The following is a 23,012-nucleotide window of genomic DNA, read 5'->3' on the forward strand; positions in this document are numbered from 1 at the left end:
AAAAAAACCAAGGCCGTTGCTACAAAAGCAGCAGCAAGCTCAGGGCCATGACCGCCATGCCCGAGATGAGCCCGGCGATGGAATGGTGGTGCTCGCCGAATTCCTGGGCCGCGGGCAGCAGCTGATCCAGGGAAATATAAACCATGATGCCTGCCACCCCGGCGAAGATGACGCCGAACATCACCGGCGAGAAAAACGGCACCAGCAGGAAAAATCCCACCAGCGCCCCCAAGGGTTCGGCCAGGCCGGAGAGAAAGGAATACTTGAAGGCCTTGCGCCGACTGCCCGTGGCGTAATACAGAGGGACGGAAATGGCGATGCCTTCGGGAATGTTGTGGATGGCCACGGCGATGGCGATGGCGATGCCGAGGTTGGGATCGTTGAGGGTCGCCATGAAGGTGGCCAGCCCCTCAGGAAAATTGTGGATGGCAATGGCCATGGCGGTAAACACGCCCATGCGCCCCAACCTGCCGAAATCGTGGGATTCGTCCTGCGGCAGATTTTCCAGCTTCTGCCCGATCTCTTCCACCGTATGCAATTCGTGGGGGTTTTCGTAATTGGGCACCACGCGGTCGATGATGCCGATGAAGGCAATCCCGCCGAAAAACGCCAGCACCGTCGCCCAGGCCCCAAGCGGCGTTCCCAGCCCCAGCAGCAACTCCTCCTGTGCCTTGAAAAAGATCTCGACGAAGGACACATAGATCATCACCCCGGCGGAAAACCCCAGGGCGACCGACAGAAAGCGGGTATTGGTGGTGCGGGTGAAAAACGCCAGGGCACTGCCGACGCCCGTCGCCAGCCCGGCGAAGAGCGTCAAACCGAAAGCCAGAAAAATGGTCGAGGTTTCCACGGGCATGGTGGGCGACATTCCCCCTGTGCTGTAAGTAGGTGCCCAATTTTATCCAGCACCGCGCCAAAGTCAAAAAGCGCCGGAAGGGATCGACTCCCCACGGCGCTTTTTTTGTCGCGACCAGCAAGCAAGGAAATCAGGGCGTCCAGATCTTGAGCAGGGCTTCGGCCATTTCCGCCGGGCTGTCGGCCACGGAGATGCCGCAGGCGCGCAGGTACTCCTTTTTCTCGGCGGCGCCGCCCTTGCCGCCGGAGATGATGGCGCCGGCATGGCCCATGCGCTTGCCCGAGGGCGCGGTGGCGCCGGCGATGAAGGCGGCCACGGGCTTTTTCATGTGCTCCTTGACGAAGGTCGCGGCCTGCTCCTCGGCGTCGCCGCCGATCTCGCCGATCATGATCACCGCCTCGGTCTCGGGATCCTCCTCGAACATGCGCAGCACGTCGAGATGGCTGGTGCCGTTGACCGGGTCGCCGCCGATGCCGACGCAGGTCGACTGGCCGAGGTTGCGGCTGGAAAGCTGCCAGACCGCCTCGTAGGTGAGGGTGCCGGAGCGCGAGACGATGCCGACCTTGCCCTTTTTATGGATGTAGCCGGGCATGATGCCGATCTTGCATTCCTCGGGGGTGATGACGCCGGGGCAGTTGGGGCCGACCAGGCGCGTGCGGCTGCCCTTGAGGTACTGCTTGACCTTGACCATGTCGAGGACCGGCACTCCCTCGGTGATGCAGATGACCAGCTCGATGCCGGCATCCACCGCTTCCATGATGGCGTCGGCGGCGCCGATGGGCGGCACGTAGATGACCGAGGCGTTGGCGCCGGTCTTGGCGACGGCTTCCTCCACCGTGTCGAACACGGGAAAGCCGTCGATCTGGGTGCCGCCCTTGCCCGGCGTGGTGCCGCCCACCATCTGGGTGCCGTAGTCGCGGCACTGCTGGGCGTGGAACAGGCCGGTGGCGCCGGTGATGCCTTGGGTGATGACCTTGGTGTTTTTATTGACGAGAATGCTCATCGGACGGATCTCCTCCTCAGGCCGCGGCCCGCACGGCTTTGACGATCTTTTCAGCGGCATCGGCCATGCCGTCGGCGCTCAGGATATTCAGGCCCGATTCGGCCAGCAGCTGCTTGCCCTTGGCCACGTTGGTGCCTTCCAGGCGCACCACCAGCGGCACCTTGACCCCCACCTGCTTGGCCGCCTCGATGACCCCGGTGGCGATGACGTCGCACTTCATGATGCCGCCGAAGATGTTGACCAGGATGCCCTTGACCTTGGCGTCGGAGAGGATGATCTTGAAGGCCTCGGTGACGCGCTCGATGGTCGCGCCGCCGCCCACGTCGAGAAAGTTGGCCGGCTCGCCGCCGTAGTGCTTGATGATGTCCATGGTCGCCATGGCCAGGCCCGCGCCGTTGACCAGGCAGCCGATGTTGCCGTCCAGGGCGATGTAGGACAGGTCGTACTGAGAGGCCTCGATCTCGTTGTGATCCTCCTCGTCGTAATCGCGCATGTCGCGGATGACGCGGTGGCGGAACAAGGCGTTGTCGTCAAAATTGAGCTTGGCGTCGATGCACAGCAGGTTGCCTTCCTTGGTCAGCACCAGGGGATTGATCTCCAGCAGGGAACAATCCTCCTCGACGAACACCCGATAGAGGTTCATCAGCAGGGGCACCGCCTGCTTGACCTGGGCCATGCCCAGCCCCAGCTTGAAGGCCACCTTGCGCGCCTGGAAAGGCGCCATGCCGATGAGCGGGTCGATGGATTCGAAGAAAATCTGCTCCGGGGTTTCCTCGGCGACCTTCTCGATGTCCATGCCGCCCGCCGCCGAGGCCATGAGCGTCACCCGCGAGGTGCCGCGGTCGACGAGAAAGGACAGGTAGTATTCCTTGTCGATGTTGCAGCCCTTCTCCACCAGCACGCGCTTGACGTGCTTGCCCTCGGGGCCGGTCTGATGGGTGACGAGGGTCATGCCGATCATGTCCACGGCCAGTTTCTTCACTTCATCGGGAGTACGCGCCAGCTTGACGCCGCCGCCCTTGCCGCGCCCGCCGGCGTGGATCTGCGCCTTGACCACCCAGGGACCCTCGCCGAGGCGCTTGGCCCAGTCACGGGCGGAATTGCTGTTGTAAACCACATGCCCGTCGGGCACGGGCACCCCGTACCTGCGCAGAATCTCCTTGGCCTGGTACTCATGAATGTTCATTCGCTCATCCTCGCCTGGGTTGAAGAAAAGCCGCCGCCACCAATCCGCGACAACCGAACCATCCGCTGATCAAACCCGCGCATCAGCCGCCTGCGCCGGGTCGTGTCTACACCGAGCAATATGAGTGCCAACTCAGTATACGGGAAAAAGCCAGGCACCATGCCGCCTTGCGACGCGCGCGGCACCTTCGCGCGAGGGTTTCCGCCGGTCAGTCCCCGCCGCGGGTGGCGAAAAATCGCACGTTCACGACTGCGGGCGGACATCCTTGATCCGGTCCATGGGGATCTCGTGCCAGCCGGTGGCCCCGCGCAGCATCACCGCATCCTCGGTGACCTCTTTAAGGATGCCGCGATAGCTGGCCAAGGCCGTATACACAATTACCGGTTTTTCAATCAGACTGTCAAGAGGCCTGACCATTTTTAGTCTCCCGAAAATTTTTATGGGAGGCGCAACGTCCCCGGATAAAAAAAGCCCGGACGTTCCACACGGGAAGGTCCGGGCTTGCGCAAGCGGCCGCAATTGGGCGGGCCAAGCCCATCAGATGCCGGACTTGCCCCAGTCGGCGAGAAACTTGGTCAGGCCGACGTCGGTGAGAGGATGCTTGCTCAGCTGGACGATGACGCCGTAGGGGATGGTGCAAATGTCGGCGCCGATGAGCGCGGCGCGCAGCACGTGCAGGGGCGAGCGCACCGAGGCGACGATGATCTCGGTGGTGTAGCCGTAATTGTCGAAGATGCCGCGGATATCGTCGATACCTTCCATGCCGTCGTGGCCGACGTCGTCGAGACGCCCGACGAAGGGCGAAACATAGGTGGCGCCGGCCTTGGCGGCGAGCAGCGCCTGCACCGGGCTGAACACCAGGGTGACGTTGGTCTTGATGCCCTCGGAGGCGAAGATGCGCGTGGCCTTGAGACCGTCCTCGGTCATGGGCACCTTGATGACGATGTTGCGCGGGTTGATTTTCGCCAGCTCCTGGCCCTCGCGCACCATGCCCGGGGCATCGGTGGCGATGACCTCGGCGGAAATCGGCCCGTCGACGATGGCGGTGATTTCATTGATGACGTCGCGAAAATCGCGGCCGCTCTTGGCGATGAGCGAGGGATTGGTGGTGACGCCGTCCACCAGGCCAAGCTCGACGGCCTTGCGGATTTCGTTCACGTCTGCGGTATCGATGAAAAATTTCACGGGCTCACTCCTTGGGCTGCGGGGCTGGGTTCAAAGGCCGCCGGGGGGATGGCAGCGGATGCAGGTGTTGGTGGTCAGACCGGGGCGAAAGACTTCCTTGAGCAGATTGCGGTCATGCCAGCGAAAATCGGCGACCCGCGCGTCGGGGCCGAGCAGCCGGCGATCGCCGCGTCCCGCGAGGGGCAGCACGGCTTCGAGCATGCCGGCATGGGCGCGGTCCTTGTCGAAGTCACGGGGATTGCCGAGATGGCAGTCACTACAGCTGGGCACCCCGGCCATGCCGACCTGCTCGTCGACCTGGCGCGGATCGAGATACATGGATTCGGCGCCCAGGGCGCGCATGCGCTCGCGATCGCCGTGACAGATCACGCAGCTCGAATGCGGATCGTAAGCCGGCAGGCGCGGCGCCGCGCCGAGCAGAATCACGAGCAGAAAAGGGAGAAAGAAAAGTATCTTCATTGTCCCGGCGGGCTCCCGATCATCCCCGTTGCGCGCGCCAGGCGTCGCGACATTCCGGTGAACAGAAATAATGGCGCGCGCCGTCGTCGCGAACTTCCAGGGCGTCGCCGCGCGGCACGTAGGTGCCGCACTGGGGATCCTGCACCATGTCCTCGCCGCGCGGGCCGCGCGCCGCGGGACGTGGCGCCTTGCGCTCCGGCGGGCCGCCCAGGGCGCGACGCAAGGCGTTCCACAGGGTGTAGCCGAGAAACACCAGCAAGGCCAGAATCAGCAGGCGGGTCATGGCTCACCAGTTTTCCAGGTAGGCAGCCACCCGCGGGGACGCGTCGAGATCGGCCAGCAAGCGCCGCATGCTCTTTTTAAGCACGGGATGCACCAGATCGGGCGCCAGATCGCACAGGGGCACCAGCACGAAGCGCCGTTCGTGGAGGCGCGGGTGAGGCAGGACCAGCTCGGCGGTTTCGAGCACCTGATCGCCGTAGCAGAGGATGTCGATATCCAGGGCGCGCGGCCCCCAGTGTTCACCGGGCGCGCGGCCGCAATCGCGCTCGATGGCGTGGCAGAGGCGCAACAGGTCCGTGGGGGAGAGCTCGGTGGTGCCGACGAGCACCGCGTTGAGATAGGGCCCCTGGCCTTCGGGCCCGCCCACCGGTTCGGTGTCGTAGAGCGCCGACCAGGCCAGGATATTGACCCCCTCGGCGCGTTGCAGCAGGGTCCGGGCCTGGCGCAGCGTCTCTTCGCGCTCGCCGAGGTTGGAGCCCAGGGCCAGAAATATACTTTCCATAAATTTGAAATCCCGGAAGAAAAACGAGAAAATTAAAGCACAATTGACAAAAACGAGTCAATCTTTCCGCCGGTGGGGCGACCAATCCCCTGGCCCCGATTTTGCTTGAGCGGAGAAAACCCCAAGGCAAAGGTCAAAACCATGGCACCGGCTCCGCGCGAACACCTCCTCGACGTCATCGACACCCTTGCCAACCGCCACCTGCAAGGCAAGGTGCGCGCGGTGCGCCTGGCGATCATCGCCCTGCTGTCGGGCGGCCACATCCTGCTCGAAGACATCCCCGGCCTGGGCAAGACCACCCTGGCCCTGGCCCTGGCGCGCGTGCTCGGCCTGTCCTTCGGCCGCGTCCAGTGCACCAGCGATCTGCTGCCCAGCGACATCACCGGACTGTCCATCTACCGGCGCGAGGACCACCGCTTCGAGTTTCTGCCCGGCCCCATCTTCCACAACCTGGTGCTGGTCGACGAGATCAACCGCGCCATGCCCAAGACCCAGAGCGCGCTCCTCGAAGCCATGGAGGAACGCCGGGTGACCGTCGAGGGCGTGACCCACCCGCTGCCCGAGCCCTTTCTGGTCATCGCCACGCAGAATCCGGTGGAACAGATCGGCACCTTTTCCCTGCCCGAATCCCAGCTCGACCGCTTCAGCCTGTGCACCGGCATCGGCTATCCGCCGCCGGCGGTGGAAAAGGCCATCATTCGCGGCGGCAGCGTGCGCGAGCAGATCGGACAAATCCCGCCCCTGCTCAGCCAGGCCCAGATCCTCGCCGCTCGCGCCGCCTTGCGCGAGGTGCACCTGGGCGAAAAAGTCACCGATTACATCCATGCCCTGGCCGAAGCCAGCCGCGCCCACCCGGCGATCCTGACCGGCGTCTCCACCCGCGGCGCCATAACCCTGGCCGAGACCGCCCGCGCCGCCGCCTACCTCGCGGGACGCGGCTTCGTCGCCCCCGAGGACGTCCGGCAGGTGGCCGTGGCGGCCCTCGCCCACCGCCTGATCCTGCGCCCCGAACACGACGGCCGGCGAAAGGAGGATGTGCTACGTCTGCTGCTCAAGGACCTGCCCGTACCACGGGACTGAAACTCACCCGCGCCGGCGGCCTCTACATCGCCCTGACCCTGGTGCTGGGCCTGGCCGCGGTCAACACCGGCAACAACCTGATCTACCTGATGGTGGCGGGATTGCTCGCCCTGTTGATCGTCTCGGGATTTCTCGGTCACGCCAACCTGCGCCGCCTCGAAGTGCGCCTGAGCCTGCCCGAGGAAATCCATGCCGGGATGCCGACCACGGCCGGCCTGCGCCTGACCAACCGGCGGCGGCGCCTGCCTCTGGTGCTTTTGTCCCTGGCCGACGGCCCGGAACGCGCCGAGTTCACCTTCATCGCCCCCGGCGCCACGGACGAGCAGCCCCTGACCCTGAGTTTCGCCCGGCGCGGCCGGCAGCGCCTCGCCGGCCTGACCCTGAGTTCCCCCTTTCCCGTGGGCTTTTTCGAGCGGCGCGCCTGGCTGCCCCTGGCGCGGGAGGTCATCGTGCTGCCCCGCCCGTTGCCCTGCCCTGTGCCCGCCACGGCCGACGGCGGACGCGAGGCGGGGGAGGATCGCAGCCGCCGCCGCGGGCAGGAAGGCGACCTGCTGGCGCTGAGCGATTATCGCGGCGGCGAGCCCCTCAAGCTGATCCACTGGAAACAAAGCGCCCGTCAGGACCGCATGAAGGTCAAGCACCTGGCCGCCAACCGCGCCCGCCCCCTGTGGATTCGCCTGGAGGATTGCCCCGGCGCCGACCTGGAGGAGCGCCTCACCCAGGCGACCTACCTGGTCCACCATTTCTGGCGCAGCGGCCGGCCCCTGGGCCTGCGTCTCGGCGAGCGCAGCCTGCCTCCGGGGCGCGGCCGGCGGCATCGCCTGCGCCTGCTCCATGAACTGGCCCTGTACGATGCGCCTTGACGTCCTGGTTCAAAGACTGAGCGCCGCCATCGCCCTGTGCGGCTATCTCGCCCTGGCGCCCCACCTGGATGGGCCGCCGCTTCTGCTGTTCCCGGCGCTGCTGGGCCTGGCCCTGGCCGCCGGCAAACGGCCGCGTCTGCTGCCGCCGCCCTGGGCCATCAATCTCGCGGCGCTGGCGGTGTTCCTGGTCTACGTGCCGCAACTCGGCCGCACCCAGCTGCAACCGGCGGCCGCCATTCTCGTGCTGCTCCTCGGCCTGCGCCTGCTCGCGAACCGCGCCCCGCGCCATCTGCTGCAAACCTACGCCCTGGCGCTGCTCGCCCTGGCGGCCTCGACCCTCTTTGATCTCGCGCCGCGTTTTGCCCTGTACCTCGCCCTGCTGTTTTTCGCCATCGCCCTGTCCCTGGTGTTGCTCACCGTCCTGCGCGCCGCGCCGGAGCTGCGCCTGAGCCGCACGCAACTGCGCGGCCTGCTCGGCACCGGCCTGCTCATGCCCGCCCTCGCCCTGCCGCTCGCCGCCCTGCTGTTTCTGATTCTGCCGCGCACCCAGGTGCCCCTGTGGGATGCCCTCAACCAGCAGAACCAGGCCCTGGTCGGCTACACCGAGCGGGTGCAACCGGGCGCCGCGGCAGCCATCCACGGCGGCAATGCCGTGGCCCTGCGCGTCGAATCGCGGGAATTGGCTCCGGAGGATCTCTACTGGCGAGGCACGGTGCTCAACCAGTTCGACGGCCAGGCTTGGTATCGCCAGGCGCCGCCGCAAGCCCCGGCGGAACGTCCCGTCGCCGACAGGGAGCGGCGCCTGACCCAGCGCGTCTTTCCCGAGCCCGGCGCCGCGCAGGTCATCTTCGCCCTGGATGCCCCGCTGCTAATTGAGGGCGTGATCAATCAGGTCAGCGCCGATCGGGTCTTCAGCGGCCGCCGGCGGCCCAACCAGCGGGTCAGCTACGAAGCGACCTCCCTGCCGGGCGCGCGGCTGCTCTCCGGCGCGGGACCGGATCGCGCCTTCTACCTGCGCCTGCCGCCCCAGTTGCCCGAGGAACTGCCGCGTCTGGCGGCGCGGATCTATGCCGAGGCCGGCGACGCCGAGGAGCGCCTGGCACGGCTGCGCGCCTTTTTCGCCGAGGGCGGCTTTCGTTACGCCACCAGCGGCCTGCCCACCGGTGAACAGTCCCTGAGCCGCTTTCTGCTGGACGAGCGGGCCGGGCACTGCGAATTCTTCGCCTCGGGCTTTGCCGTGCTGGCGCGCTTGGGCGGCATTCCGGCCCGCCTGGTGGGGGGCTATTACGGCGGTGACTACAATCCCCTGGTGGGCTATTACCTGGTGGGCGAACGCCAGGCCCATGCCTGGGTCGAGGTGTGGCGGGATGAGCGGGGCTGGGAGCGCGTCGATCCGTCCGTCTACGCGATCAATCACGCCGCGGTCCTGCGGCCGGGCCAGGGCGGCTGGCGTCACAACCTGCGGCTGGCGGGCGATGCCCTGGAGCATTTCTGGGCGGTGAGTTTGCTCAATTTCGACCTGGAGCGCCAGAGCCGCGCCCTGCGCGAAACCCGCCGGGCCCTGCGGGATTTCAGCTTTGAAGCCCCGGGACGCGAAGCATGGATGACGATTCTGCTTCTGCTGGGCGGTGCCGGCCTGCTCTGGCATCGGCGCACCCGGCGAGCCGGCGCCGGCCCCCTGCTGCGCGCCTTTCTGCGCCTGGCGCGGCGGCGCCTCAAACTGCGTCGCCTTCCCTCCGATCTGGGTCTCTTCGATCTGGCGGCGCGCCTCGACGACCCGGCGGCGCGGGACTTCGCGCATCTCTACGGCGAACACCTCTACGGCGAACTGCCCCTTGACCGCGCGCGCAAACGTCGCCTGCGCGCCCTGCTGCGACGCATGCGGGCCAATCAGCGAAATTCCAGGCGATAAAAGAGGTCGGCGCCGCTCACCTCGCCGAGCTGCGATTCCACCTGCCAGCTCTCCGTCAGGCTATAGCGCATGCGCGCCACGTTGCCCTCGCCGAACAGGGACTGGCCGAAACTGATGTAGAGATCGGGGGTCAGATACTTGCCGATGGTGACCATGGAGCCGGCCACGTCGCCGTCGCCCGCCTGCACCTCGAAGACGTCGATGCCCAGGCGTCGCTGCAGCTTGTCCTGCATGGCCGCCGATTCGCCCTGGGAGAGCAGCGCCCCGGCCGCGAGCATCAGGGCGTCGACCTGCCCCTGCCCGGCGCCCAAGGGGCGCCCGAGGACGATGTAGGCCAGAATATCCGTATCCGGCATGCCCGGTTCGGAATAGAGCTTGACCACCGGAACCTGGGGCGTGCCGCTGACCTGCACCCCGGCCTTGACCTCGCCGATGGTGCGCATGGCCAGAATGTCCAGGGTCGGCCGCTCCACCGGCCCACCGGGGAAGAACAGCCGCCCGCGGGTGATGGGTAGGCGGATGCCGTAGGAGGAGTAATGGCCCTGCTCGACGCGGATCTCGCCGCGGCCGATGACCGCGTTGCGCTCGTTGGTGAGCAGGGTGAGATCGCCGCCGAGGCGCGCATCGAGGCCGTGCAGCTTGATGACGACGCTCTCGCCGAGGAGCAGCCGCAGGTTGAGCGCCAGGGCGAAGGGCAGCTCGCGCTCGGGCTCGGGCCCCTCGCCGTCGACGATGATCACGTCGGGGCTGCGCTGCACGGGGGTGCGCGCCTGCCAGCCGGTGACCACGAAGAGCGGCACCCGGACCTCGCCGCCGACGTTCAGGCGGCCCGGCGCGCCGTCGAGGCGCAGGGCCGGACTGACGCGGATTTCCACCTCGGGCAGGTCCGCCACCTGAAAATTGCTGCCGTCGAGCTGAAACTGAAAGGAAGCGAATTGCCAGTTGCGGAAATCCACCTGGCCGCGCCCTTCGAGCCGGCCGGGCCCGGAGGTCACGCCAAAAGAGGTGATGCGCAGCTGCTGGGCGGCGAGTTCGCCGCGCAGCTCCAGATCGCGCAGGCTGGTGCCCGTCGCGGGCAGCAGGGCCCCGGCGCCGGTCAGGGCGAAATCCCCGCCGAACTCGGGGGCCCGCGCACTGCCGCCGATGCTCAGATTGGCCTGGAGGTCGCCGGCGGTTTCATCGGCCAGGCCCGGCAGGAAGGTGGCGAGCAGGCCCCGTTCGCGCACCTGCGCGGTGAGATGGGCGCTCAGGGGCGCCTCGTCGTCGAAGGCGGTGGGCAAGCGCGCGGGCAGGGGCAAGCGAAAATCGCCGCGCGCCTCGCCGTAGTCGGCCAGCCGCAGATCCACCTGCCCGGCGAAGGCATCACCCCGCCAGCTCCAGTCCAGGGCCGCGGAACGCAACTCGGCGCCGATTTCGCCATCCTCGCCGTGCCAGCGCAGGTGCCCCTCGTTCACGCGCAGGCCGCCGGCCAGATCCAGGGTCAAATCCGGTCCCCAGGTGCCGGACAGTTCACCCTCAAGCCGCCCCCGTAATTCCACCGGCACGGGCAGATACTCGGCGAGGACCGCGAGTTCCATGCCGTCCCAGGCGGCCTCCAGGCGGCCCGTTTCCGGAAGCAGCGGCGCACCGGGCTGGGGCGAGGCGAGCTGCCAGCGCAGGGCGCCGAAATCCGCGAGACGTGCGTTACCGGACAGCTCCAGCCCGGAACCGTCCCAGGCAAAGCTTACCCCCCCCTGCTCCAGATCGAGGATGCCCCCCTCGGTGGCGAGCATGCCCGACACGGACAGATCCCCGAACAGATCGAGGCGTTCGCTGGAATGCAGGCGCAGCTCCACGTCCCCGGCGGTCTCGCCGCCCAACTGCATGCCGCTCAGCCAGTAGTTGAAATGCTCGAGATTGAAGCGCCGCCAGGAGACTTCGGCAAAACCGCTCAGGGGCTCGGGAATCAGGGCCGCATCAAGGCGCAAGTCGCCGCCGCCGTCCGCGGCGATGAGCAGATCGGCGATCTTTAGCTCCGCGGGCCCGGCCGTCAAGGTCGCCGGTTGGAGCGTGCGCCAGCCGCCCAAATCGCGATCCTCGCCGCTGAGGCTCTCGACCACCCCGCGCCAGGCGCCCTCGCGCCAGCCGCCGCGCGCCTGGGTGCGCACGCTTCCGGCGCTCCACGCCAGGGCCAGCTGCAGCTGGTGTTCGTCGATAAGTCCCGCCACCTCGGCATCCACCTGGCGCAGACGCAGTTCGCCCTGGCGCAGGTCGTCGAGCCGGGCGCTGATCCGGCCCGGCGCCTGGGGATTGGGAAGGTCGGCGCGCACCTGCCAGCGTTCCAGGCGCAGATCCGCGACGCGCAGACCCGCGCCCTCGGCCTGGAGTTCGCCGCCGGGTCGGCCGTCGCGCAGGGCCAGCCAGCCCTCGGCGCGGGCGCTACCCTCCAGCTCGGGCACCAGCACGGCCAGGCTCTCGACGGTCAGGGCGACATCGAGCTTTTGCGCGAGGCGCCCCGCCGCTTCGAGATGCAGCCCCTCGCCCGTGAGTTGCAGGGCGTGAACAATCAGGTCGTCCTGCTCCCAGTCGGCGGCAAATTCGCCCGCGAAGGGCCGCTCGAACAGAAGACTGTCCAGAAAGCGGCCGCTGGCGCCGGCGCTCAGGCCGGCCTCCGGCGACACCCGCAACCCGCCTTGCACGTCCAGATTGAGGCGCCCCGCCGGGGCGCCGTCAATCACGGAGGGGTCGAGACGCCTCCCGGCCAGCTTGGCATCCAGGGCAAAACCCGTCTGCCAGTCCATGTCCACCTGCCCGGCCAGGGTTCCTCCCAGCCACTGCGCCTGGATGTCCTTGAGTCCCAGCCCACGGGTATCGCCCTTCACTTCGGCCTGCAAGCGCGCTTTTTCCCAGCCGCTCAGGGCATTGGCCAGATCGAGGCGCCCCGCGTAGTCGACAAAATCCCCCTGGGCCTCCAGGGTGCCGGAGAGGGCGGTCACCCAGCCGATTTCCGGACCCAGATCCACCTGACGCAGTTCCAGCTGCGCCTGGTAACGCGGACCATCCCGCCAGTCGAGACTGGCATGGCCGCGCACTTCGTCCGGGGCGTTGGCCCGGCGCAGGGTCAGATCGGCAAGACTCAACGCGGTCGCGGCCAGCTCCAGGCGCCCCTGCGCGGCAAAACGCGGCGCATCCGCCTCGGTCAGGGCGATGGCCAGGGGCCCCCGCGCGACCAGGGCGCCGTCCGGCACCAGATCCAGGTCGAGGCGGCAGCCGTCGACACCCGCCACGGGCGTGGAACCCCGCCACTGCAAAGCACCCTGGAAGCGCGGCACCACCAGCCCCAGACCCAGATCGCCGCTCAGCCGCCCGAAGTCGCCGGTCACGCCGAGGTCGCGCGCCTCCAGCACACCGTCTTGCCAACCCAGACCGACGTGAATCTCGGAGAGCACCAGGGGTTCGGCGTCCCGGGAGCCAAGGGCCAGGCGCTCGGCCCGCAGTGCACCGATCACCGCCGTGATGCCCGGCAGCCCGTCATCGAGCTGCGGCCAGGCCAACTCAAAGACCTCCCGCTCCTCCACGACAAGCGGCGCGGGTTCCGGCGCCTGCCAGCGCACCTCCACCCGCCCCAGATCGAGTTCGTCGACGGAGAGCCGCCGCCGCACCAATGCGGCGGGCTGCCAACGCAGCAGCAGGGCATCGCTCAGGGCCTCGCCCCCCGGCCAGGACACCTGCAGCTCTTTGAGGCGCAGCTCGCCCCAGAGAGCGCCCTCGATCTGCTCGGCGCTGACCGTCACCGGCGTCCAGCGCGACACGGACGCCAGCAGCCAGCGCAGCCCCTCGGGCGTGCGCAGCAGCCAGTGGCCGCCCCCCAGCAACACTGCCAGCAGCAGCGCCGTGACCAGCAGGGCACTTATGAGCAACAGACGCTTCACCATCCCAGACCGATTCCGATATGCAGGCGAAAGGCGGGGTCGGGCTCTCCCAACTGACGCGCCACATCGACCTTGATGGGACCGACGGGCGTGTAGTAGCGCACCCCGCCGCCCGCGGCGCGTGCCAGACTGAAATCCGAAAAGCTGTCGAAGGCATTGCCCGTATCATAAAAAGCCGCCACCGCCCAGTTGCCGGTGAAGCGCTTCTCCAGCTCGACGCTGCCCACCAGCAGATGCTTGCCGCCGATCACCCGCCCCTCGGCATCCTTGGGTCCCAGGGTCTGGTAGGCATAGCCGCGCACCGACCGGTCGCCGCCGGTGAAAAAACGCAAGGAGGCGGGAATCTCTTCCAGGGCATCGCTCTGGCGGGTGGTGGCGCCCTGGCCGCGCAGGTGGATGAAAGTATTCAGCGGCAGGGGAATGAGAAAATTCACGTTGCCCAGCAATTGCAGCAAGCTGATCTCCGAACCCAGCACCGGATCGGTGCCGCGCAACTCGGCCTGAAAGTGGTAACCGCGGGTGGGGCGCACCGGATCGTTGAAGCGCATCTGGGAAAAGCGCGCGCCGGGCATCACCAGGCGCGTCGAGAGATCGGCGCCGCCGATGGTGGACTCCTCCTGCTGCAGGCGCAGATAGGCGGCGGCGATGCGGTTTTTGCCCAGGCCCAGGATGTACTCGACCTCGGCGAAATAATAACGGGTCTCGTAGGTGCGCAGATCCTCTTGCTGATAGCCGCCGCGCAAAGCGGTCAGGGTCTCGACGTTGCGATAGCCGGGCAGGATGTAATGCACCCGCGCCTGCTGCTGGCGCTCGGCCAGCAGGGCGCTGAGGCCGAGTTCATGGCCCATGTCGGCGACGTTGACGTCCTGGTAGTTGAGGGAGAAGCGCGCCCCCATGTCGGTGCCGTAGCCGACGCCCGGCCGCAGCCGGCGCGGCGCCGAGGGTTCGAGGCGGATGTGGATGGGAACCTGATGTTCCTCGGCCTCTTCCAGCAGGGGCGTCACCGTCACCCCGGAAAAACGGTCGGAATCGAAGAAATTCTGCTGGGTCAGGCCGAGCCGTTCAAAGGAAAACACCTCCCCCTGACGAAAAGCCAGATGGCGGCGCAGGAAGCGCTCGGGATAGCGGCTCGCGCCCTCCAGGCGCACCTCGCCGAAGGCGTAGCGCGGCCCGGGATCAAGCACCAGTTCCACATCGGCGCTGTGCTCGGCGCGTTTGACGCGAATCACCGCGACGGAAAAATCCGCGTCCAGATAGCCAAGATCGACGGCGAGGCTTTTGAGTTCGGCCTTGCCCCTCTCGTGGAAGTCGTGGCGCAGGATGTCGCCCGGAGCCAGGGGATACTGGGCCAGGCGCTCGTGCAGGCGGCGGTGGGCCTCGCCCTCGATACGCAGGCGCCGTCCCCTGATGCGCACCGGCTCGCCGGGCTGGATATCCACCCGCAGTTGCAGGCGCTGACGATCCTGGGCAATCCGTTCAATCTCGATGCGCGGCTCATAATAACCAAAAGGTTCGAGGGCGACCCTCACCCGCTCGGGAATGCCCCGCTCGAAGCGGCGCAGCCAGAGCTCGTTGACCCGGCCGTCGCGCACCAGACCCGGCGGCAGCTCCAACACCGCCTCGACATTCTCCAGGGCGGCACCCTCCACCCCGCGCACCTGCACGCTGACCGAGGAAAAAGGCTGGGCCTGCGCCCCGCCCGGTCCCAGCAGCCAGAGCAGCGCCAGCAACGCGGCCACCCACCAGGGCCTCGCCCACGCCCAACGTTCCATTGTCGCCGCCCGGTCGCTCATCGACCTCTCAGGAATTCTGCACAAGGGCAAAAAACACGGAGAGCAGCAGAATCAGCAGGGTGCCGGCGGCGGCGAGCATTTTGGCGAAAAGCAGGCGCATGAAAACCCCCCAGGGTTCAAATCAGACCAGATCAAAAATTTCCGAATGGATGTGCGTCGGCGGCACGCCTTGGCGCGCCAAAGCCTTTTCCGCCACCTCGATCATGGGCGTGGGTCCGCAGATGAAACACTCGCGGACGGCCTTGTCCGGCGGCAGATGACGGGCGAAGATCTCCTCCGTCAGATAGCCGCGCTCCCCCGTCCAGTCCGCCGGCGGCTCGCTGAGCACCAGGACGATCTCCAGATTGAGGCGTTCGCGCAGCTCCTCCAGCTCCTCGCGAAAGGTCAGCCGCTCCCAGGTGTGATAGGCGTAGAATAGCAGCAGGGGGCGCCCGTCGCCGCGATCGGCAAGGGTGCGCAGCATGCTCATCACCGGCGCGATGCCCACCCCGCCCGCCACAAAAACATAGCCGGGGGCCTGGCTGAGGTCAATGCTGAAGGTGCCGTAGGGGCCGTCCAGATAAGCCCGGGTGCCGCGCTTGACCCGGCCGATGGTGCGGGTGAAATCACCGAGTTCCTTGATGGTGAAACGGATTTCCCGCACCTGGTTGGCACTGGAGGAGATGGAGAAGGGGTGCTCCTTCATGACCAAGGGCGAACGGTCCAGGGACAGCCAGGCGAACTGGCCGGGCAGAAAACGAAAACCGGCGTGCCGCTCGGGGCGCAGCACCAGGGTCCAGCTGCTGCCGCGCTCCTCGATGACGTCCACCACCCGCCAGGGGCGGCGCAACAGCTGAGCCGGCTTGAGCAAGCGCGCATAGACCACCGTGAGCAGGCAACTCAGGGCAATGAGCAGCCACAACCACTTTTTCCAGGGCGTGGCGCTGTAATGGGCGACGCCGGCGATGTGCGCCACCGCCGTCACCAGGGCCAGCACCGCGAGCAGCACATGCCCCACCCGCCAGGCATCGTAGTGAATGCGCAGCGGCTTGCGCCACAGGGAGCTCACCATGAGCGCCGTCAGGGCGAAAAAGGAGACCAATCCCGCCCACAGATGCCAGGGCATGACCGCGGGACGCATGGCCCCGAGCAGACGCGGATCGAGGATCACCAGCAGCAGAGGATGGAGCAGCGCCAGGCCGAAGGCGCCGATGGAGGCCTGTCGGTGAAAATAATAGATGAGGTCGATGCCGAAGGGCGCCGTGGCCCGCTGAAAGCGCGCGGTGAGCAGAAACATGATGGCCATCATGGCGGTGGCGGCAAAGCCCAGGGCCAGGGACAGATCGACCCAAAAGCCGCCACCCGCCGGCACCGGGCCGAGCAGTAGGGCGAAGAGGGGCACCGTCACGAGCAGCAGGTAGAGGGCGATCCACAAAAGGGCGCGCAGGGATTGGGGCATGGCGGGTAACCGTCCTTTGTTTTTTGTCCGTTGTCCGTTGTTTGTTGCCTACGGTGCCGGAGGACGCTAATTGCCGCGATGGATGCGGCGGAACAGGATTTTTTCCAGCTCGACCAGAATGAACACCGTCGCGGCGACCAGGATCACCCGCAGCCAGGCGGCGGCATCCAGGGCGGTGGTGGCGAACAGCAGCTGCATGGGCGGCGCGTAGGTGAACAGCAGCTGAAAGACCATGACCACGGCAATGGCGATGAGCACGTAGGGGTTGCCGAGCAGGCCCTCGCGCGAGAGCACCGTGCGGTGCAGGTAGCGGCAGTTGAGCAGGTAGAACACCTCGAACATGACCAGGGTATTGACCGCCACGGTGCGCGCCGGCTCGATCGCGGCGCCCTGGGCGCGCTCATAAATAAACAGGCCGAAGATGCCCGCCAGCAGGATCAGCGACACGTAGACCAGGCGCCAGCCGAGAAACAGGGAGAGAATGGGCTCGGCCGGAGGACGTGGCGGGCGCCGCATGAGGTCCTGCTCGGGCGGCTCGAAGGCCAGGGAAAGCGCCAGGGTCACGGCGGTGATCATGTTGACCCACAGGATCTGCACCGGCGTGATGGGCAGGGTGCGCCCCAGGGCGATGGCGGCCAGCAGCACGAAGGCCTCGCCGACGTTGGTCGGCAGGATGAAGATGATCGCCTTGCGGATGTTGTCGTAGACCGTGCGCCCTTCCTCCACCGCATGGGCGATGGAGGCGAAATTGTCGTCGGCGAGCACCATTTCGGCGGCTTCCTTGGACACCTCGGTGCCCTTGATGCCCATGGCCACCCCCACGTCGGCGCGCTTGAGGGCCGGCGCGTCGTTGACGCCATCGCCGGTCATGGCCGCCACCTCGCCCTCGGCCTGCAGGGCCTTCACCAGGCGCAGCTTGTGCTCGGGACTGGAGCGGGCGAAGATATCCACCTCGCGCACCCAGCGGCGCAACTGCTCGTCGGACGCCTCCTCCAGTTGCGGGCCGGTCACCGCCCGGTCGCCGTCGCCGATGCCCATCCGCGCCCCGATGGCCAGGGCCGTGCGGGCATGGTCACCGGTGATCATCTTGACGCGGATGCCCGCCGCGCGGCATTGGGCCACCGCATCGATGGCTTCCGGTCGCGGCGGATCGGTGATGCCCACCAGGCCGAGCAGGGTCAGCCCCTCCCGCACATCGTCGAAGGTCAGATCGCGACGGCCGTTATGGAAATCCTTCAGCGCCAGGGCCAGCACCCGCTGGCCTTGATCGGCGAGCTCCTCGGCGGCCCTCTGCCAAAAGACCCGATCCAGCGCTTCCTCGTCCGCGCCGCGCCGCTGACGACCGCACATCTCCAGCACCCGCTCCGGCGCGCCCTTGACAAAAATCCGCGCCCGGCCTGCATGGTCATGGTGCAGGCTGGCCATGAAACGGTGCTCCGACTCAAAGGGGATGACATCTGTGCGTGGCCAGGCCTCCTGCTGCGCCTTGATTTCCAGGCCGAGCTTGAGCCCCAGGGTGAGCAGCGCCCCCTCGGTGGGATCGCCCTGCACCCGCCAGTGACCGTCGCGCTCCTCCAGCAGGGCGTCGTTGCACAGCAGGGCGACCCGCGCCATTTCCAGCAGGGGTGGATGCTCCTCGGCCTCCACCGCCTGGCCCTCTCGCAGCAGGCTGCCGTGGGGATCGTAGCCGCTGCCGTCGAGCTCGTAGCCGCCCTGGGCGCAGACCAGCGTCTGCACCATCATCTCGTTGCGCGTCAGGGTGCCGGTCTTGTCCGAGCAGATGGTGGTCACCGCGCCCAGGGTTTCCACCGCCGGCAGGCGGCGGATGATGGCGTTGCGCCTGGCCATGCGCTGCACGCCGATGGCCAGGGTGATGGTGATGATGGCGGGCAGCCCCTCGGGAATGGCGGCCACCACCAGGCCCACGGCGGCGAGGAACATGTCGACCAGGGCGTAGTCGCGGGCCAGGGTGCCGAAGGCCAGGGTTCCCCCCGCCATAAGGATGATCGCCACCGTCAGCACCCGGGCGAAGCTGTCCATCTTGCGCAGCAGCGGCGTGCTGAGCTTTTCAACGGTCGCCAGCATCTCGCTGATGCGGCCGATTTCCGTCTCCCGGCCCGTGGCGACGACCAGGCCGGTGCCGCGCCCGTAGGTTACCACCGTGCCCGAAAAGGCCAGGCAGAAGCGATCGCCCAGGGGCGCCACCGCCGCGACCGCCGCGACGCCCTTGCGCACCGGCGCGGACTCGCCGGTGAGAAGCGCCTCGTCGATGCGCAGTTCCTTGACCCTGAGCAGACGCAGGTCGGCGGGCACTTTGTCGCCGGCCTGGAGCAACACCAGATCCCCCGGCACCAGCTCCTCGGCGGGGATTTCCCGGCGCTTGCCGTCGCGCTCGACCAAGGCTTGCAGGGACAGCAGGCCGCGGATGGAATCCAGGGCTTTCTCGGCCTTGCCTTCCTGGACAAAGCCGATCAGGGCGTTGATCACCACCACGCCGAGAATCACCCCGAAATCCAGCCAATGACCCAGCAGGGCGGTCACCAGCGCGGCGCCGAGCAGCACGTAGATCAGCAGGTTGTGAAACTGGGCGAGAAAACGCAGCAGCGGCCCGCGCTTTTTTGGCGGCGGCAGGCGGTTGGGCCCGAAGCGCTCCAGACGCGCCCGGGCCTCCTCGGCGGACAGGCCGCCGTCGGCCGTCGCCAGGCGGCGCCGCGCCTCGGCCTCGTCCAGGGCATGCCAGTCACTTTTCTCGCCGGGGCTTGGACCCGCCATGGTCTCCCTCGCACAGCAAAACGCCCCGAGCGGCGCAGCTCAGCCGCGCGAAACGTCGAGAAAATCCACACAACGGCTAAAAGTATAGACACTGGGGGGGAGGGTTCAAGGCAGAGGGAGGCGAAACCTGCGTCGGAGGCGGGCAAGGAGCGCAACAACCGGGCATTCAGCCCTACAAAATCAGCAGCAGAAGCAGAATCACCACGAACGCCAGACCGGCCACGGGCAGACGGCGCAGGGCGGCTTCGGCCTCGTGCAGGGACAGCAGCAGCGCCAGGTTGTGCCACCAGAAGCCGGGCGGCGGCCGCAACCGAGGACTGTAGGGCGTCACGCGCGACCAGAGACGCGCCAGGAGCCGCGCCGCCGGGGTGGCCGCCGCCTCCAGGGGCACGAGCAGATCGCCGGGCGGCACCAGGGGCGCGGGCCGTCCCCGCGAGGGAAAACGCCAGAGAGCCAGGGCGGCGAGCAGGATTCCGGCGCCCACCGGCCAGAGCAGCCCCCAAAGCTTGGGTTCACCGGGCGCGCTAACCGGACCCATCACCGGCAGCAGGCCGCCGCCGCACAGGATCAGCGCGCCCAGCGCCAGCGCCCAGCCCCCCCACATGGAGGGCCGGGGCGGATGGGCCGCGCCGCCCCGCGGCCAGAGGACGTAAAGAAAGCGCGCCATGAGCAGGGTCGTGCCCAGCGCCGCCAGGGACAGCAGCCCAGGCAGCCAGTCCGGCCAGAAACCCGGCGCGCCCGCCGCGAAGGGCTTGAGGGCGCTCTTGGCCAGGGCGCCACTGGTCAGGGGCGCCCCAGCCAGGGCCAGGGCCGGCAGCAGCAGCCCGGCCAGGGTCAGGGCCCGGCGCATGCCGCGCTCGCGAAGGCCGTCGGCCATGCCCACGCCGAGAAACAGGGCGCCCTTGGCCAGACCATGGTGCAGGGCGTAGAGAGCCACCGCCGCCCCGAGCAGCGGCCAGGCGCCGGGTTGCGCCAGTCCCAGCCCCAGACCGAGCATGGGAAAACCCATCTGGCTGATGCTCGAATAGGCCAGCACCGTCTTGGCCTGGGTCTGCGTCAGCCCGACCAGGACGCCGAAAAAGACCATGGCCAGGCCCGCCAGGATGAGCACCTGCGCCCAGGCGGGCCAGACGACCAGCCCCAGGGGCAGCAGGCGCAGCAGCCCAAGCAGCCCGGCCTTGATCATGGCGCCGCTCAGCACCGCGCTGGCCGGCACCGGCGCCGCCGGATGCGCCAGGGGCAGCCAGACGTGCAGGGGCACCAGGCCCGCCTTGATGCCGAAACCCGCCAACAGCAGCAACAGGATCAGGTCGCGCTGCGGCGCGCGGGCCATCGCCGCGCCCGCATCGGCCAGAAGCAGGGAGTCCGACTCCCAGGCGACGAGCACCAGGGCAACGAACAATAGCACCTCGCCAAGCATCACCAGATACAGGTAGACGCGCCCGGCGCGCAGGGCGAAGGGGCTGCCCTCGTGCACCACCAAGCCATAGGCGCTAAAGCTCATCAGGGCGAAGAAAAAATAGAAATCGAGCAGATCCAGGGCCAGGGGCAGCCCGAGATTGCCGCTCATGGCCAGCAGGAAAAACGCGAAAAAGCGCCGCCGCCGCTCATCGTCCGCCAGATAACCCTGGGCATGGATGCCGGCGGCCAGCCACAGCAGGGCGATGAGCAACAAAAAGACCCGGCCCGTGGCATCCAGGCCCAGGTGCCCTCCCAACAGCAACCAAGGCACGACAAAGCTCGCGGCCTGGTCCGGCAGCAGGGCCAGCAGCAGCCCCGGCAGCGGCGCCCAGGGAACCAGGCGCAGGGCCATCCCTTGCGTCCGCCGCCACCAGAGCGCCGCGAAGACCGCCAGGGGTAGCAGGGGCGTCAGGGGCAAGAGAATCAGGTGCAGCAGGGCCGGGGCGGTCATGAGCTGTACTCCAGGTCGGCGATCAGCTTGACCCATTGCAGGGGGCTGAAGGGCGCGCCGGCGAACAGGCCGAGCAGCACCACCAGGGCCGCCGTCACCAGCGGCGGCAGCAGCAGCGCCCAGGTGGTTTCCCGACGCGCGTCGCCGAGGTGCTCATGGGGCCAGGCGGGCGGCGGCGCGCCGAACCAGGCGGCATAGAGAATGGGCAGGAAATAGGCGGCGTTGAGCAGGGTGCTGGCCACCAGCACCACCAGCACCCAGGGTTGATGGGCTTCCAGGCCGCCAAGGGCGAGATACCACTTGCTGATGAAGCCCACCAGGGGCGGCACGCCGATCATGCCCAGCGCCCCCAGAGTGAAGGCCGCCAGGGTCCAGGGCATGCGCCGTCCGACCCCGGACATCTCGCTGACCTTGTGGATGCCCAGGGTTTCCGCGAGATTCCCGGCGCAGAAAAACAGGGTGATCTTCATCATCCCCTGATGCACCAGGTGCACCAGGCCGCCGATGGTTGCCAGGGGTCCGGCCACGGCAATGCCGAGGGTGATGTAGGACACCTGGCTGACCGTGGAAAAAGCCAGGCGGCGTTTGAGATCATCCTGAAAAAGCGCCCGCACCGAACCGTAGAGGATGGTGAAAGCCGCCACCACCGCCAGGGGCTTGAGCAGTCCCAGGGCCGCCGCGAACTCGATGCCGTAGACGTCGTAGACCACGCGCATGATGCCGAAGGCCCCCGCCTTGACCACCGCCACCGCGTGCAGCAGGGCGCTGACCGGCGCCGGCGCCACCATGGCGTTGGGCAACCAGGCGTGCAGGGGCACCAGGGCCGCCTTGACGCCCAGGGCCAGGATCAGCAAAACGAAGATGATTTTGAGGTTCGGCTCCAGGGCCGGGTCCAGCCCGGAGAGAATCCCCGTGGCGACGAAATCCAGGGGCCCGGCCAGGGCGCGCAGCCAGGCGGTGGCGACCACGAACAGCGCGCCCCCGGCCAGGGTGTAGGTGAGGTAGATGCGTCCGGCGCGCAAGGCCTCGGGCGTGCCGCGATGCACCACCAGGGGATAGGTGGAGATGGTCAGCATCTCGTAGAAAATCACGAAGCTGATGAGATCGCCCGCCAGGGCCAGGCCGGTGGTAGCGCTTACGCACAGGCTGAAGAAGCCGAAGAAGCGGCTGCGATGGGGCGAGCCCTCCAGATAACCCACGGCATAGACGGTGGTCACGAACCAAAGAAAGGCGGAGAGCACGATGAACAGCAGCGACAGGGCGTCGGCGTGCAGCACCAGATCCATGCCCGGCAGCAGTGGCATGCGAAACAGATAGTCCTGCCCGGCGTAAACGCCGAGAAACAGAACGCCCACCAGGCTGAGCTTGAGGAGCGCTCCGGCCAGATTGAGCAGGGTGCGCAGGCGATGACGCTCCTCGGGCAGGGCGAAAATCACCAGGCCCGGCAGCATGGAGCTCAGGACGATGGCCAGGGGCAGCAGCGCCGACCAGCTCATGGCGTCACCCCCGGCAACGGCGCGCCGGCGCCCGGCGCGGCGGTCAGCGCCAGCAGCACCGGCTCATAGGCCGCCAGCCCAAGCAGCAGCGCCACCAGGGACAGGGCCAGGGGCGGCCATTTCATCACCCAGGGCAGGTTCGGGTAGGTCTCGCGGCGCACGTCGAGAAACGCCCAGGTCAGCACGCGCGCCACGTAGGCGGCGGCCAGCAGGCTGCCCGCCGCCATGACCAGCAGGTACCACCATTGGCCGGTGAGGATGGCCGCCTTGAAGAGCATCCACTTGGCCATGAAGCCGCCGCTCGGCGGCAGCCCGATGATGGTCACCGCCGCCAGGGCGAACACCACCACCTGCACGCCCAG

Annotated in this window: 17 protein-coding genes and 1 pseudogene; 3 read left to right on the forward strand and 15 right to left on the reverse strand. The window is 67.7% G+C overall.

Annotation, left to right across the window (positions count from 1 at the left end; translation table 11 throughout):
* Positions 1-19: 19 nt before the first annotated feature.
* From zupT to folK, 8 genes are all read right to left on the reverse strand, one after another.
* Positions 20-868, reverse strand: coding sequence for a zinc transporter ZupT (gene zupT, locus QAT43_RS05860; RefSeq protein WP_305042113.1), 849 nt, complete (start codon positions 866-868; stop codon positions 20-22).
* Positions 869-986: 118 nt separating this feature from the next.
* A complete protein-coding gene (gene sucD / locus QAT43_RS05865) occupies positions 987-1,859 on the reverse strand; it encodes a succinate--CoA ligase subunit alpha (protein WP_305042114.1) in 873 nt (290 codons plus the stop codon).
* Positions 1,860-1,875: 16 nt separating this feature from the next.
* Positions 1,876-3,045: an ADP-forming succinate--CoA ligase subunit beta gene (sucC, locus tag QAT43_RS05870; protein ID WP_305042115.1), complete on the reverse strand. Its 1,170-nt coding sequence runs from the start codon at positions 3,043-3,045 to the stop codon at positions 1,876-1,878.
* A gap of 243 nt (positions 3,046-3,288) precedes the next feature.
* Positions 3,289-3,462 carry a hypothetical protein gene (locus QAT43_RS05875; RefSeq protein ID WP_305042116.1) on the reverse strand — a complete coding sequence of 58 codons (174 nt, stop codon included), beginning with the start codon at positions 3,460-3,462 and terminating at the stop codon, positions 3,289-3,291.
* A gap of 120 nt (positions 3,463-3,582) precedes the next feature.
* On the reverse strand, positions 3,583-4,230 hold the full coding sequence (fsa, locus tag QAT43_RS05880; protein ID WP_305042117.1) for a fructose-6-phosphate aldolase: 648 nt from the start codon (positions 4,228-4,230) through the stop codon (positions 3,583-3,585).
* A gap of 30 nt (positions 4,231-4,260) precedes the next feature.
* On the reverse strand, positions 4,261-4,689 hold the full coding sequence (locus QAT43_RS05885) for a hypothetical protein (RefSeq protein WP_305042118.1): 429 nt from the start codon (positions 4,687-4,689) through the stop codon (positions 4,261-4,263).
* A gap of 19 nt (positions 4,690-4,708) precedes the next feature.
* Complete coding sequence (locus QAT43_RS05890; protein WP_305042119.1) at positions 4,709-4,972, reverse strand: PP0621 family protein; 264 nt, start codon at positions 4,970-4,972, stop codon at positions 4,709-4,711.
* 3 nt (positions 4,973-4,975) lie between these two features.
* Positions 4,976-5,473, reverse strand: a complete 498-nt coding sequence (folK, locus tag QAT43_RS05895) for a 2-amino-4-hydroxy-6-hydroxymethyldihydropteridine diphosphokinase (protein ID WP_305042120.1) — start codon at positions 5,471-5,473, stop codon at positions 4,976-4,978.
* A 141-nt stretch (positions 5,474-5,614) separates the two neighbouring features.
* Here folK and QAT43_RS05900 point away from each other — a divergent pair, with 141 nt between their 5' ends.
* The 3 genes from QAT43_RS05900 to QAT43_RS05910 are packed head-to-tail and all read left to right on the forward strand — an operon-like array spanning position 5,615 to position 9,328.
* Entirely contained in the window at positions 5,615-6,553 is a 939-nt protein-coding gene (locus QAT43_RS05900) for an AAA family ATPase (protein WP_305042121.1), read from the forward strand.
* 41 nt (positions 6,554-6,594) lie between these two features.
* Positions 6,595-7,416: a DUF58 domain-containing protein gene (locus QAT43_RS05905; protein WP_305042122.1), complete on the forward strand. Its 822-nt coding sequence runs from the start codon at positions 6,595-6,597 to the stop codon at positions 7,414-7,416.
* Positions 7,406-9,328, forward strand: coding sequence for a transglutaminase family protein (locus QAT43_RS05910; protein ID WP_305042123.1), 1,923 nt, complete (start codon positions 7,406-7,408; stop codon positions 9,326-9,328). Before QAT43_RS05905 ends, QAT43_RS05910 begins: the two co-directional genes overlap by 11 nt.
* Here the strand turns inward: QAT43_RS05910 and QAT43_RS05915 are convergent.
* The 7 genes and pseudogenes from QAT43_RS05915 to QAT43_RS05945 all read right to left on the reverse strand — a co-directional run.
* Complete coding sequence (locus QAT43_RS05915) at positions 9,307-13,242, reverse strand: translocation/assembly module TamB domain-containing protein (RefSeq protein ID WP_305042124.1); 3,936 nt, start codon at positions 13,240-13,242, stop codon at positions 9,307-9,309. The genes QAT43_RS05910 and QAT43_RS05915 overlap by 22 nt on opposite strands.
* Complete coding sequence (locus QAT43_RS05920; RefSeq protein ID WP_305042125.1) at positions 13,236-15,011, reverse strand: autotransporter assembly complex protein TamA; 1,776 nt, start codon at positions 15,009-15,011, stop codon at positions 13,236-13,238. Before QAT43_RS05920 ends, QAT43_RS05915 begins: the two co-directional genes overlap by 7 nt.
* Before the next feature lie 142 nt (positions 15,012-15,153).
* Positions 15,154-16,470, reverse strand: coding sequence for a ferredoxin reductase family protein (locus tag QAT43_RS05925; protein WP_305042126.1), 1,317 nt, complete (start codon positions 16,468-16,470; stop codon positions 15,154-15,156).
* A 66-nt stretch (positions 16,471-16,536) separates the two neighbouring features.
* Positions 16,537-19,242 carry a cation-transporting P-type ATPase gene (locus QAT43_RS05930; protein WP_305042127.1) on the reverse strand — a complete coding sequence of 902 codons (2,706 nt, stop codon included), beginning with the start codon at positions 19,240-19,242 and terminating at the stop codon, positions 16,537-16,539.
* A 172-nt stretch (positions 19,243-19,414) separates the two neighbouring features.
* A complete protein-coding gene (locus tag QAT43_RS05935) occupies positions 19,415-21,154 on the reverse strand; it encodes a proton-conducting transporter transmembrane domain-containing protein (RefSeq protein WP_305042128.1) in 1,740 nt (579 codons plus the stop codon).
* Complete coding sequence (locus QAT43_RS05940; protein WP_305042129.1) at positions 21,151-22,650, reverse strand: proton-conducting transporter transmembrane domain-containing protein; 1,500 nt, start codon at positions 22,648-22,650, stop codon at positions 21,151-21,153. The genes QAT43_RS05935 and QAT43_RS05940 overlap by 4 nt, the downstream gene beginning before the upstream one ends.
* A pseudogene (locus QAT43_RS05945) lies at positions 22,647-23,012 on the reverse strand (oxidoreductase); the annotation flags it as partial. The gene QAT43_RS05940 and the pseudogene QAT43_RS05945, both read right to left, overlap by 4 nt.

The organism is Geoalkalibacter sp., assembly GCF_030604225.1.
GTDB lineage: Bacteria > Desulfobacterota > Desulfuromonadia > Desulfuromonadales > Geoalkalibacteraceae > Geoalkalibacter.